Origin of the sequence: Ensifer sp. KUDG1 (genome assembly GCF_050434285.1) — a bacterium.
Classification (GTDB): Bacteria; Pseudomonadota; Alphaproteobacteria; order Rhizobiales; family Rhizobiaceae; genus Ensifer.
In genome coordinates this window covers 304172-317426 of sequence record NZ_JBNDIG010000004.1, presented here as the reverse complement: position 1 = coordinate 317426, position 13255 = coordinate 304172, and the positions used below count along the sequence as shown (strand labels likewise).

The 13255-nt window shown below is 62.6% G+C and carries 11 protein-coding genes; 8 read left to right on the top strand and 3 right to left on the bottom strand.

All coding sequences use genetic code 11. From position 1 onward, the window contains the following. The first annotated feature begins 267 nt into the window (after positions 1–267). The 4 genes from M2267_RS13985 (at position 268) to M2267_RS13970 (ending at position 9466) form a co-directional block, all read left to right on the top strand. Complete coding sequence (locus M2267_RS13985; protein WP_429115046.1) at positions 268–6024, top strand: alpha/beta fold hydrolase; 5757 nt, start codon at positions 268–270, stop codon at positions 6022–6024. A gap of 356 nt (positions 6025–6380) precedes the next feature. Continuing rightward, complete coding sequence (locus M2267_RS13980; RefSeq protein WP_429115045.1) at positions 6381–7436, top strand: TRAP transporter substrate-binding protein; 1056 nt, start codon at positions 6381–6383, stop codon at positions 7434–7436. A 78-nt stretch (positions 7437–7514) separates the two neighbouring features. Continuing rightward, positions 7515–8027 carry a TRAP transporter small permease gene (locus M2267_RS13975; RefSeq protein WP_429115044.1) on the top strand — a complete coding sequence of 171 codons (513 nt, stop codon included), beginning with the start codon at positions 7515–7517 and terminating at the stop codon, positions 8025–8027. Next, positions 8024–9466, top strand: a complete 1443-nt coding sequence (locus M2267_RS13970) for a TRAP transporter large permease (protein WP_429115043.1) — start codon at positions 8024–8026, stop codon at positions 9464–9466. Before M2267_RS13975 ends, M2267_RS13970 begins: the two co-directional genes overlap by 4 nt. A 43-nt stretch (positions 9467–9509) precedes the next feature. Here the strand turns inward: M2267_RS13970 and M2267_RS13965 are convergent, their stop codons facing one another. The 3 genes from M2267_RS13965 to M2267_RS13955 are packed head-to-tail and all read right to left on the bottom strand — an operon-like array spanning position 9510 to position 10597. Beyond that, positions 9510–9956 carry an MEKHLA domain-containing protein gene (locus M2267_RS13965; protein ID WP_429115042.1) on the bottom strand — a complete coding sequence of 149 codons (447 nt, stop codon included), beginning with the start codon at positions 9954–9956 and terminating at the stop codon, positions 9510–9512. Between the two features lie 31 nt (positions 9957–9987). Further along, positions 9988–10440: a hypothetical protein gene (locus M2267_RS13960; RefSeq protein ID WP_043612036.1), complete on the bottom strand. Its 453-nt coding sequence runs from the start codon at positions 10438–10440 to the stop codon at positions 9988–9990. Positions 10441–10474: 34 nt separating this feature from the next. Continuing rightward, complete coding sequence (locus M2267_RS13955) at positions 10475–10597, bottom strand: hypothetical protein (protein WP_429115041.1); 123 nt, start codon at positions 10595–10597, stop codon at positions 10475–10477. A gap of 18 nt (positions 10598–10615) precedes the next feature. Between M2267_RS13955 and M2267_RS13950 the strand changes: the two genes are divergently transcribed. The 4 genes from M2267_RS13950 (at position 10616) to cysT (ending at position 13253) form a co-directional block, all read left to right on the top strand. Continuing rightward, positions 10616–10855, top strand: a complete 240-nt coding sequence (locus M2267_RS13950; protein WP_429115040.1) for a type II toxin-antitoxin system ParD family antitoxin — start codon at positions 10616–10618, stop codon at positions 10853–10855. Beyond that, positions 10852–11181, top strand: a complete 330-nt coding sequence (locus tag M2267_RS13945; protein ID WP_429115039.1) for a type II toxin-antitoxin system RelE/ParE family toxin — start codon at positions 10852–10854, stop codon at positions 11179–11181. Before M2267_RS13950 ends, M2267_RS13945 begins: the two co-directional genes overlap by 4 nt. Before the next feature lie 180 nt (positions 11182–11361). Further along, positions 11362–12348, top strand: a complete 987-nt coding sequence (gene cysP / locus M2267_RS13940; RefSeq protein WP_192448457.1) for a thiosulfate ABC transporter substrate-binding protein CysP — start codon at positions 11362–11364, stop codon at positions 12346–12348. Between the two features lie 83 nt (positions 12349–12431). Then, a complete protein-coding gene (cysT, locus tag M2267_RS13935) occupies positions 12432–13253 on the top strand; it encodes a sulfate ABC transporter permease subunit CysT (protein ID WP_043612026.1) in 822 nt (273 codons plus the stop codon). Positions 13254–13255 lie beyond the last annotated feature (2 nt).

Genomic DNA, 13255 nt, shown 5'->3' with positions numbered 1-13255 from the left:
TCTTCGCGCAGAAGTGCATTTATCCCTCGCCGATTTGCTGACTCTCGCATATTATTTAGCAATCGCTAAGAGGGCTAGCCGACTTCGATAGATCGGCATTGGCGCAAACCGCACACGCTTCGGATTTTTGCATTCTTCCCGGATGTCGACGCCTCCTATTGGGGGCATCGAAAGACATGAGCCATCGCGGCTCGCACACCGAGTTCAGGCGTCAGACGCATCTTATGGAGAGCGTTATGTCCGATTGGAACTACGGATACCCGCCTCGTGCCCGAGACCAACGTCCGGGAGGCGACCATGGCCGGCGCTGATTTCGACAACACCTCTCACACAGCCTGGATTTCCCAGGGTTTCGAGAGGCTGGTCGACCGGGTTCGAAAGGCGCCAGCCGCACTTCACTTCGACGTCCTCATCGTCGGCAGTGGCTATGGCGGCGCGATCGCTGCCGCCACCATGGCCGGCCGCACGAAGGGGGGCGCCCCGGTCAAGGTCGGGGTGCTCGAGCGTGGCAAGGAGTATCTGCCGGGCTCGTTTCCGACGGGCCTTGCCGAGCTGCCCCGCCATATCCGCCGCGATCGCAACAAGGAGGGATTGGTCGACGTACGGATCGGCCCGGAGGTCGTCACGGTGGTCGCAAACGGTGTCGGTGGCGGTTCGCTGATCAATGCCGGGGTCATGGAAGTTCCCGACGGGAACGTGTTTCACACGCGTTGGCCCGATGACCTCAAGGACCTGACGACCTGGCGGCAGTACTATGAGCGTGCAAGCGAGCTTCTGGGTGGCACCGCAAACGGCGTCCCGAACTCCATCTCGAAGCATCCCGACGGCATACCCCAGAAACACAAATCCTTCCGCAACATCGCAACGACAGGTTTTCGCGAGGCGGCGATTACGGTCGCGATGACCGACACGGTGAGCTCAGGAAATGTCAGGCTCAATAAATGCGTGCGCTGCGGCGACTGTGCGACAGGCTGCAATTTCGGCGCAAAGAACTCGCTCGACGTCAACCTGCTCGTCACGGCGCTAAGCAACGAGGCGGAGATCTTCAGTGGCGCGACCGTGCTCAGCGTCAAGCCGGACGGCGGCAACTGGATCGTCGATTGCGTCTACACCGACGCGGCCCTGCGTGCACGCGACCGCGAGGTGCTGCAGGTGCGCGCAGGCAAGGTCGTGCTGGCGGCAGGCACGCTCGGCTCGTTCGAAATCCTGAAGCGCTCACAGGCCAAGGGCCTCAGCCTCTCCGTGCATTTTGGCAATCACTGCTCGACCAATGGCGACATGCTGGTGACCGATTATGCCACATCAAATCCGGTCAATACCGTCTCGGACGAGGCCGTGCAGCCCTCCAAGCGTGCGATCGGCCCCACGATCACCGGCGTGCTCGATCCTCGAAAAACGGCCGGTGTTCTGATCGAGGAGCTCTCTGTTCCAGCCGGCCTGCGCCTCGCCTTTACCGAGATCTTTGCGACGCTCAACACGCTTCACGGCCTCGACCGGATCGACTGGTCGACGCACACGCGGGGCTTCCCCGATGATGACGCCTATGTGGCGCCGACCGGCAGGATAGAACATTCCGCCGTCTATGCCGTCATGGCCGATGACGGCGCCGCCGGGCGTATGGAACTGGATGGTTCGGCTTCCGACGACAACGACGGCACCGCGCGGATGCGCTGGGACGACCTGCCGTCCCAGCCGGTCTTCGACAGCGAGGTCGAGGCGCTGGCGCGGCTGGCGAAGAATACGGGCGGTCGCATCATCGCCAATCCCGTCTGGAAGCTTCTTCCAGCCAGCCTGAACTGGCTGCTGCAGAACAAGCGCGGTCCGCTCACGACCGTGCACCCGCTCGGCGGCTGCGTAATGGGCAACACCGGCGGGACGGGCGTCGTCGACCATCTGGGGCGCGTCTTCAAATCGGAATTGCCGAACGACTTCCACAATGGTCTTGTGGTTCTCGACGGCTCGATCATTCCGACGGCGCTTGGCACCAATCCGGCGCTCACCATTGCGGCAGTGGCCCTGCGCGCCTCCGAAATGCTCGCAGCAGCCTGGGGTTATGTCGCCCCGGCTCCTGCTGCGCCCGGCCTTGCCTTGGTTCGCCCGGTGTTTCGTGAAACCGATGCCGCCGCATCGGCCCCTGATGCCGATGCCGAGATCATCGAGCGCCTTGCCGGCCGGGTCAGGTTTTCAGCGGCCGGGGCAGCCGCTGAAACGAGAGTTGTCGAGCTCACGCTGCGTTTCAAACCGAAAGCATTGGCCGATCTTGCGCCAAGCAATGGCGGCGATGGAACTCTTGAAGTCGCGACCGATGCCACTGCGCCGCTGGCCCGAAGCATGATCCGCATCTTTCCTGCGGACCAGTGGGACAATCTCCACCAGACATGGGCGCCTGCCGGCCTGAAGGAGCAGAAGCTCGAGGCGATCGCCACCTTTACCGCGCCCCTGACCGGCAGCCTGCGGGTCCTCGAGCGCCAGTCGACGTGGGTCGGCGGCAGGATCTGGCGTGCCGGCAAGGCCTGGGTGCTCAATCGCGGCCTGCGCGACAGTTATCAGGCGATCGTCGATGGCGACGGTGGGCCCGGCTTCCTTGAGCGCGTCCGCTCGGGTCTTGCCATCGCCAGCCGGTCCGGCGAAATCCGCGCCTTCGTCTATGATCTGAAGATCGGCACGCCGGACCCGATCACCGGCGGCATCTCCCTTGTGGGCGACCGGATCGTCGGCACCAAGCGCTTCACCTATGATCGGCGCTCCAATCCCTGGCGTCAGCTCATGGAAGTCGCGCTGGAGCAATTTCCGGGGTTGGAGGCCGCGTCCGGCGGCCGCGTGCTGACGCTTGACCTCGACTATCTCGCCCGCATCGGCGTGCCGCTCGTGCGCATCACGGAACAGCGCGACGGCGTCGCCGCGATCGGAGCGCTTCTGACTTTCGTCGGGTATTTTCTCCGGCTGCTTTTGGGCATGCATATCTGGAGTTTCCGTGCGCCCGACAAGGACAAGGACCCGGCGAACGACGTGGTGGATTTCCGCCCGCCGGCGCAGTTGAAGATCAAGGGAGGCGGCACGGTCGCAGCGCAGCGACAGACGCTCGTCGTCGGAACGACCAAGCCTCAACTCGGCGGCCCGCCGGTTCTCGGGAAAGTCCTGCTGACCCGCTATCCCCATCCCGGCACGACGAAGCGGCCGCTGGTGATGATCCACGGATACAGCGCCGGCGGGACAACCTTTGCCCACCACGCCGTCAATCCCAACTTCGCCAGCCATTTCTGGAAGACGGGGCGTGAGGTCTGGATCGCTGACCTCAGAACCAGCCCGGCGCACCCGACCGCAAGTGCTGCCTGGAGCTTCGACGAAATTGGCAAGGAAGACGTGCCCTTGGTCTTGCGGACGATCGCCACACAGACCGGCGCGCCGAAGCTCGACGTCATCGCCCATTGCATGGGCACGATGGTTTTCAGCATCGCCACGCTGGAGGGCAAGATTACCGATCTCGTCGATCGGGTGGCCTTCACACAGGTCGGTCCGCTGGTGGTCTTCACGCCCGCCAACATCTTCCGCGCCTATGCGGTGCGCTACCTTCTCGGCTTCCTGCCTGACAGCTACAGCTTCAATCCGGATAAACCGACGCTCGCCGACGACCTCTGGGACCGCGTGCTGTCGACGCTTCCTTACCCGGTCGAGGAATTCGACGTTGAAAACCCGGTTTGGCCCTGGAAGCGGACGCCGTGGACGAGGACCCGGCACCGGATGGACGCGCTCTATGGACGCGACTTCAACGTCGCCAACATGGAGCCGGAGATGCTGCGCTTCATCAACGAGCATTTCGGCGCGCTCAGCCTCAATACGGTTTCCACGACGGTGCATTTCGTGCGCAACGCCATGCTCACCGACTACAGGGGGCAAAACCGGCTGGTGTCGCGGGAACTCCTGCGGGATAATTGGAAATTCCCCACCTTCAGCGTCCACGGATCGGGCAACGGTCTGACGGATCCCGCGACCGTCGACCGCATGCGCCGCGTCTTCGACGATGCGGGGCGTGTCTACCTGGAACCCTATCTCAACCCGGGTGCCGGCCACCAGGACGCGCTTATCGGAACGACGCGATACGCGACCTTGCAGAAGATCGAAGCATTTCTCGACAAGAACATAACGCAGCAGCCGGTCGCCGCGGCCACCACGATGACGGCCTACCCGCCCTGGATCGGGCCGATCATCACGGAGGAACTCGGCGACCTTGTCATTCGCCTCGGTTCGCTGCCAGCGCTCCGCCAGACCGAGGGCGTGATCATGCTGCGTGTCCAACTAAGTGGGGACGATATTCTTCGCCCCGATGGCCTGCCCTGGGATCTGCCCTATGTCACCAGCCACATGATGGTCTACTGGTCGCCGGAGTTGCGTGACAATCGCTGGGACGCATTCAAGGCGCCGCTTCCAACGTCAATGCCGGGGTATGATCCGAACTATCCGGGAAACGCGTTGCTCGTCCTGCTCGCCTACGCGGAGGAAGATACTCTGGCGCCTCCCGGGGCGGTAAAAGCCCAATACTATGCACTAGCCAAGGACGGTGTCGTCTACCGAGCAGACCTTCGGCATTCGAACGCGAACCCGGAAGAGAAGCTGCAAGATTTGCGCTACGAGCGCTTCGAACAGATATCGAGCGCAATATCGGATGCGATGAAGGCGCCATTGCCCGACATCAATCCGGGCAAGGTGACAAAATTCTCGCCGAACCGCCTTGTCTACAAGGGCATGACACCGACGACGAATTTGACGGTTGACGCGGTTCCGCAGTCAACGGCGTCTGCCAGTACGTCGATGACGCTCAACTTCCTGATGGGCGATGCGGCGCTGGAAAACCTCATCGAGCAGGATCGGGGGCTGATGGACGGCGTGATCCCTTATGATTCTCCGCTCGTTCCTGCGGCGCTCCCTTCGCCCGCCGGTACCAGCTTCGTTCTGGGCTCGTGCCAGTACCCGGCCGGTTTCATCGACGGCAAGGTTGCCTATCGCTCCTACGGTCGCGTTGCCGACAGGATCGGGGCAGGGGCGGGGATCCAGCCGAAGTTCGCTCTCTTCGTCGGCGATCAGGTCTATGTCGATCCGACCGCCGGGCTCTATGATCCGGCGACAAACGACGACCGGTATCGCCTGCCTTACGAGGCGTGGCTGCGCGAACGCAACGTGCGCGAGGTGTTGCGCCGCATCCCGTCGTTCATGCTTCTGGACGACCACGAGATTGACGACAATTGGGAGCCGCTGGCGTCTCCGAAAGACATCGATTCGAATGCAAAGCTGAAGAAGGATGGTTTTGCGGCTTTCGAGAAGTACCAGCGTGGACAGGACACCAAGCTGAACGTTCAGCACAACACCTTCGACTACGACGGCTTTCACTTTTTCCTGCTCGACACCCGGACAGAAAGAACGCACCGCAAGGTCGGCGCCGGGCTTGCCAACGCGACCCTGTTCGATCCGGGGCTGGCCGCCGGCCAGACGATGGGCAAGCTTGTGGCGTGGCTTGCGGGCGCAGGCCCGAAATTCATCGCGTCGCCATCGATGTTCCTGCCGCGTCATCGCCGGGCGATCCAGCGCGATGCCAGCCTCAGTCCGGACAATCTGAGTGCGCTGCGTTCCGATGGCTGGGACGGCTATCCGAACAGTCTGCGCGATGTGCTCGGCGTCATCGCCGCCGGAAAGATCAAGCATGTCGTGCTCCTCTCCGGTGACGAACACCGGGGCTGCATCGCAACGGCCCGACTGACGGAAATGGACGGCACGCCGATCACGACCGTGCATTCGATCCATACGGCCGCGATGTACGCGCCCTATCCTTTCGCAAACGGAATAGACCAGGATATCGTCGAGCAGGAGACGTTCGAGTTCGACTACAAGGCCAAGCGCTATCGCTGCATCGTCGATGCGACCCGGCCGGCTGCCGGTGACGGCGCGACCTTCCTCCAAGTCCGCCAGGTTGGCGCCGATTGGGAGCTCGACTGCGAATATGCGGGGACCGTGCAGACGCTCACGCTCTGATATCATCTCCAGGCGCAAGGGCTCGCGATCGACACCTTCACGCGCCTTTTCGCGGGCCCCGTGTGCTTGCGCGCTTCAGGCTTGAATCCTTAAACGAAAGCTCGATCCGGCACGTTCACGAGGACGTGTCCCGGCGGTCACGTGGCGCGGCCTTGTTGCCCGATGTCGTCGCTTGACAGTCGGTTCAAAATAAACTTAACATGTTAATGGATTGAGGCTTTCCGATGAGGAGCAAAGGGAAGTTTCAAGCGACCGGGGAGATCTGCCCGCCGGATAACCTTCATGTGACGTGAAGGATCAGGCGCAGGCATGCGATGTTCGCCGCGCGTGAATATGGGGTCGACAGGGAGGAACCTATGAAACTGAACAGACGGAATTTGATGAAGTCCGGCGGCGCTATGCTTGCCGCGCCCTTCGTTCTGAAACTGGGTGTGGCGCGCGCCCAGGAAACTATCACGCTGAAACTGCACCATTTCCTGCCGCCGGCATCCAACGTTCATCAGCGGCTGTTGACGCCGTGGGCGAAATCGCTGGCAGACCAAAGCGGTGGCGCGCTGAAGGTTGACATCTTCCCGGCCATGCAGCTCGGCGGAAAGCCGCCGCAGCTCTACGATCAGGCGTCGAACGGCGTCGTCGACATCGTCTGGACCTTGCCCGGCAACACGCCTGGACGCTTCCCATCCACCGAAGTGTTCGAACTGCCGTTCGTCGCCGCCAAGGAGGCGACCGTCAACGCACAGGCCTGCCAGGAATATGGCCAGACGCATGTGCTGAAGGAAACCGGCGACACCCAGCTCCTGTGCTTCTGGGCGCACGACCAGGGCCTGATCCACACCAACAAGGAAGTGAAGTCCAGTGCGGACCTCGCCGGGCTCAAGCTTCGCAATCCCACACGCCTTGCCGGTGAGGCACTGGCGGCACTGGGTGCGACGCCGGTCGGCATGCCCATTCCGCAGGTGCCGGAAGCACTGGCCCAACGGTCGATCGACGGCTGCGTACTCCCGTGGGAAGTGGTTCCCTCGATCAAGGTGAACGAGCTCACCAAGTTCCACACCGAGATCCCGGGCTCGCCGACGCTCTATACCGCGACCTTCTTCCTGGCGATGAACAAGAGCAAGTACGAGGCATTGCCGGCCGACCTCAGGGCCGTGCTGGACGCCAACAGTGGCATGGCCTTCGCCAAGAAGGCCGGCGAGATGTGGGACAGTGTCGGCGCAGAAGTGCGCGCCGCGATCGAGGCATCCGGAGAAGGCACAATCAGCACGATCAGCGAGGACGAAAAAGCGAAGTGGGTGGAGGCGACCAGGCCCGTCCACGACAAGTGGATCGAGGACATGAAGGCTAAGGACCTCGACGGCAAGGCGCTGATCGCCGCAGCACAGGCGCTTGTCCAGAAATATTCGGGCGCCTGAGCGCACTGCCGGCCGCACTCGCCTGAACGTGGCGCCTGAACGCGCCTCTGCAAGAACCAACAGCTCGAGGCCCCAACAATGGAAGACGTAGGATACGAGGACGCGGCGAGGGTGCCGCGCCGCAGGGAAGTCGAACGCCTTGCGGCCGGTTTGGCACTCATCGGCGGCACGCTTCTTTGCCTTGCGGCGGGACTAGTCACTGTCAGCGTGCTGGGCCGCTGGCTGTTCAATCGGCCGGTGCCGGCCGATTACGAACTGGTGGAGGTGGCGGTCGGTGTCGCCGCCTTCTCCTTTCTCGCATACACGCAGGCCCGCAATGGCCACATTGCCGTCGATACCTTCACGCTGGCTCTTCCTGCACGCGTCACCCGGGTCATCGACGGCCTGTGGGACCTGCTTTTGGCCGGCTGCCTGGCGTTTTTTGCCTGGGGGCTGTTTACCGGTGGCCTGGAGGCGAGGGGATACGGGACGACCCTCATCCAGCTGCCCTGGCCGATCTGGCCGGTCTATCTGACCTGTGCCGCGCTGGCGGCGCTCGCGGCCGTCATCGGACTTTCCGTTTCCCTCTTGAAAATTGGAGGCGGCCGATGAGCGGTTTTGCCATTGCCTTCGTCGGCTTTGCGGCCATGCTGCTCTTGATCGCCATCCGGATGCCGATCGCTCTTGCCATGCTTGCGGTCGGTGCTGCCGGCTATGCCTATCTCTCCGGCCCGCATGCGCTGGTCTACTATCTGCAGACCAACACCTATAGCCAGTTTGCCAGCTACACGCTTTCGGTCATCCCGCTCTTCATCCTGATGGGCGCGCTCGCCGAGCAGTCGGGCATTGCCGCAACGCTGTTTCGCGTCGCCGAGCGGGGCTTCGGACGCTTCAAGGGCGGAATGCCGATGGCGGTCATCGCCGCCTGCACCGGGTTCGGCGCGATCTGCGGCTCGTCGGTCGCGACCACGGCGACCTTCGGACGCGCGGCGCTCCCGGAATTGCGCCGAGCCCGGGTCGATGTCGGGCTTGGCACCGGGACGATTGCCGCCGGAGGCACCCTCGGCATCCTCATTCCGCCATCCGTCATCCTGGTGGTCTATGCGATCACCGCCGAGCAGAACATCGCCAAGCTGTTTCAGGCAGCCCTGGTGCCGGGGCTATTGGCGGCCGCCTTCTACCTGATCGCGATTGCGATCGTCGTTCGGCGCAGGCCCGATCTCGCGCCGCCGGTGACGGCGACCGAGACGGTTCGAACGCCTCGTCCGTTTTGGGCGAGGCCGCTGGGGCTGGTCATTCTGGCCGGTGGCGTCATCGGTTGGCTGGTCGGCTTGCTCGGGACGGTCGGCGGGATCTTGCTGGCGATATTCGGCCTGCTGCTGCTGGCTGCGGACTTTGCGATCGTGCCGGCGGCGGCCGTCGCCGTCACGGTGGTCGGCGGCATCTATGGCGAGGTGTTCACGCCGACGGAAGGTGCCGCGGTGGGGGCTGCCGTAACACTGCTGGTCGGCCTGCTGCAAAGGACCTTGAGCCTCGGCGCCCTGAAAAACGCCCTGCTGCAAACGGCCGAAACCAGCGGAATGATCTTCCTGATCCTGCTCGGCGCGGAAGTCTTCGGCGCGTTTCTGGCGCTGACGCAGATGCCGGCGACGCTTGCCGCAATGGTCGGACAGTCGGGCCTGCCGCCCTATGTCGTCATTTGCGGAATGCTCGTCACCTACCTCGTGCTTGGCGCCGTCATGGATGAATTGGCGATGATCCTGCTGACGCTGCCGGTCTTCATTCCGATCATCCTGACGCTGGATCTGGGCATGCCGACCGAGGATGTCGCCATCTGGTTCGGCATTCTCGTCCTCATCGTCGTCGGCATCGGCCTTTCCGCTCCGCCGATCGGCCTCAACGTCTTCATCATCAACAAGCTGGCGACGGATGTCCCGATCGTGCAGACTTACCGCGGCGTCATGCCCTTCGTCATTGCCGACCTCATCCGATTGGCGATCATCACGCTGTCGCCCGGCGTCGCTTTGGCACTGGTCCGGCTTTTGAATTGAGAGGAAGCAGACGGGGGCGCACCCTCCGCCTTGGGCGGTGCGCTTACAGATCCTTCCAGCTGTGGAACATGGCGGCCTGGCCGGCATGTTCGCCGTTGGCGCGCACCAACTGCCAGACGATGGCGTTCTCGATCCAGAAGCGGCGTCCGGATTTCGCGATCCGAAGGCCGCGATAGTTATTGATGAAGCCCTTGGTGGAGACGCTGTCTAAAAGACGCTGCCGTTCCTCGCGGTTCGGCGCCTCGGCCGAGAGGCGCGACGGCATGCCGATGAACTCCTGCCAGGTGTAGCCGAAGCAGGCCTGGGCGGTTTTGTTGGCGTAGAAGAAGCGCGGGTCCTCCGACCGGTCGTGCGCCAAAAGCGCGAAGGGTGCGCTCTCGTAGAGCCAGCGGCCGTCGAACGGATGGTCGACCAGCGCCTTGCCGGTCACCTGGCGAAAGCTTGCAACGATCAGGGCGAAGGCGTCATCGGCATCATAGTCGGTTGTCATCGCCCTTCGTCTCCATGCCCGGGGGTGGGCGTCAGGCATTCAGGGACGGAATGAACTTCCCGTCATAACGCACCCGGAAATTCCGGCGTTGCGCATCTTCCTGGAAACAGACGAACACCAGTTCGAGGTCATTCGCGCTGCTACGCCTTCCAAGCAGGCTGAGGGTGATCACGACCACGCCGCCATAGGTGCGGGTCAGCGCGATCGCTGCCCTTCGAATTTCGTTGGTGCCAGCGTCGTCCCGCTCTTCGCGGCGCTCATAGACCTGCCAGAAGGGCGAAGCTTCCCAGGCCGCGCGCAGCGCTTCGGTGATCTGGTCCTTGAACTCCTCGACAGATCTGCCCTTGCTCCACGAGACGGTCTTTTCGGTGTAGTCGGCAAAAATGTCGAGATAGCCGTCATAATCGTTCGCATCGGAGAAACACCGCTCGATCATCCCGAGCGCCGTTTCATCGGAAATTCCTGCCTTGAAGTATATCGTCATCGAATCGCCAACCCTGCCGTGAACGCCTATCTAGTCAAAGCGCCAGGGATGTATCTAGTCCCCAGAATGCCAGATCGGTGGCGCCGGAATGACTTTCCGTCGCGAGCGCGAGCTTGAGATGGACCACAAAGCCGTCATCCTTGCCAAATTTTGCCATGGTCGCTAATCTTCCCCCATGAGCACGATGAACATATCCCTTCCGCAGCATCTGAAAAGCTTCGTCGATGAGCAGGTCGCCGGGCGAGGCTATGGGACGAGCAGCGAGTATATCCGGGAGTTGATCCGCCGGGATCAGGATCGGCTCAATCTGCGCCGGCTGTTGCTCGACGGCGCCGCCTCCGCGCAGGCCGAGCCTGCCGACGCCGACTATTTTGCCGGCTTGCGTGACCGGGTTGGCGGCCGACGGCCGAAGTGAGCGGCAAGCCGATCATTCCACGCGAATTGGCCCGCAACGATGTCGACGCGGCCATCGATTTTTACGCAACCGAGGCGGGGCCGGACGTCGCTCTCGGATTTATCGACGCGCTTCAGGCCGCGTACGACCTGATCGGCACCCATCCGGAGGCCGGATCGTTGCGATATGCCTACGAATTGACACTCCCCGATCTGCGCAGCATCGGGTTGAGGACATATCCCTACATCGTCTTTTACCGTCCGCAGGCCGACCATATCGACGTGTGGCGCGTGCTGCATGCCAAGCGGGACATCCCGCAATGGATGCAAGGGGCGGACGAGACCTGACGCTTCGGTCCCTGGCTGTAAGCTGTTGGTTGCCTTGAGAAAGCTGAGGCAAAAACTCCGCGATACAGGGTGGAAACGAGACGAAATTTCTAACGCTTGGCACAACCAGGGTTCGCGTTCCCTCGCGTCGCCGCACGCCCGCCGATAGGTTCTCAGGCAGCATCAACACCGGAGAATTGCATGAAACGCCTCCTCATTCTCGGCGCCACCCTTGTCGCGCATTTTGTGACCCCTGCGCTGGCACAGGAGCCGACGAAGCTTCTCAACGCCTCCTACGACGTTTCGCGCGAACTCTTCGTGGCCGAGAACGAGGCCTTCATCAAGCAGCATCCGGGCGTGACGATCGACCAGTCGCATGCCGGTACGTCGAAGCAGGCCCGCTCGATCCTTGAAGGCCTGGAAGCCGACGTCGTCACCTTCAACCAGACCACCGATATCGAGTTCCTGGCCAAGAACGGCTTTGTCTCCAAGGACTGGGCGAAGGCGTTCCCGAACAATGCCTCGCCGTTCTATTCCTTCCCGTCCTTCCTGGTGCGCAAGGGCAACCCGAAGAACATCAAGGACTGGTCCGACCTTGCCCGTGACGACGTTCACGCCGTCTTCCCCAATCCGAAGACCTCGGGCAATGCGCGCTACACCTATCTGGCGGCCTATGCCTGGGCCAAGGAGGCCTATGAGGGCGACGAGGCGAAGATCGAGGCCTACATCACCAAGATCTTCGACAACGTTCCGGTGTTCGACACCGGCGGCCGCGCCTCGACCACGACCTTCGTCGAGCGCGAAACCGGCGACGTCCTGATCACCTTCGAGGCCGAGACCCGCAGCATCGCGAAGCAGTATGGTGCCGACAAGGTTGAAGCCGTGATCCCGTCGGTCAGCCTGCTTGCTGAATTCCCGGTCGCAGTCGTCGACAAGGTTGCCGAGAAACACGGCACGCAAGCGCTCGCCAAGACCTATCTCGACTTCCTCTATACCGAGGAAGGCCAGCGCATCGCTGCTGAATTCGGCCATCGCGTTCGCAACGAGAAGGTTGCCGGCGAATTCAAGGCGCAGTTCCCGGACATTCGCCTCGTCAATGTCGACGACGTCTTTGGCGGATGGAGCAAGATCCAGTCCGAGCACTTCGCGTCCGACGGCATCCTGGACAAGCTCTACGGCAGCCGCTGATCGTTTTTTGACCTCGCAATCAATCAGCCCGGCAGACGAACCGTCTGCCGGGTTTCACCATGACATGACAAGGAAATGAACGCTTGAGACGCAATGTCCTGCCCGGGTTACGCCTGTCGCTGGGGGTGACGCTGCTCTATGTGAGCCTGATCGTCGTTCTGCCGCTGGCAGCCCTCGTGTTCAAGGCGGCGAGCCTCGGCCCTCTCGATTACTGGCAGATCGTCTCGTCGCCGCGGGCGCTCGCAAGCTATCGCGTCACCGTGACGGCCGCGCTTGGCGCGACGCTCTTCAATCTCTTCTTCGGCTTGGCGCTCGCCTGGGTCCTGGTGCGCTACCGCTTCCCGGGGCGCCGCATCGTCGATGCCATGGTCGACTTGCCGTTCGCTTTGCCGACGGCCGTTGCCGGTATTTCGCTGACCGCACTGTTCACGACCAACGGCGTGTTCGGCTCGATCCTCGAGGACTACGGCATCAAGGTCGCCTATACCCCTATCGGCATCATGATCGCCATGTGCTTCACCTCGCTGCCCTTCATCGTGCGCACTGTGCAGCCGGTGCTGGAGGATCTCGATCCGGCGCTGGAGGAGGCGGCCCAGTCGCTTGGCGGCTCGGATATCGCGATCTTCCGCAAGGTTATCCTACCGCTCTTGACACCAGCACTTCTCGCCGGCGTCTCCCTGTCCTTCGCCCGCTCGCTCGGCGAGTTCGGTGCGATCATCTTCATCGCCGGCAATCAGCCGATGTCGACCGAGATCACCGCGCTGCTGATCTTCATTCGGCTGGAGGAATACGACTATCAGGCGGCGGCGGCGATCGCGTCCGTGCTGCTGCTGACGGCCTTCCTCATGCTCGCCGTGACCAACTGGCTGCAGGCGCGGGCGCTGCGCTATACGCGGAGGTCCTGACC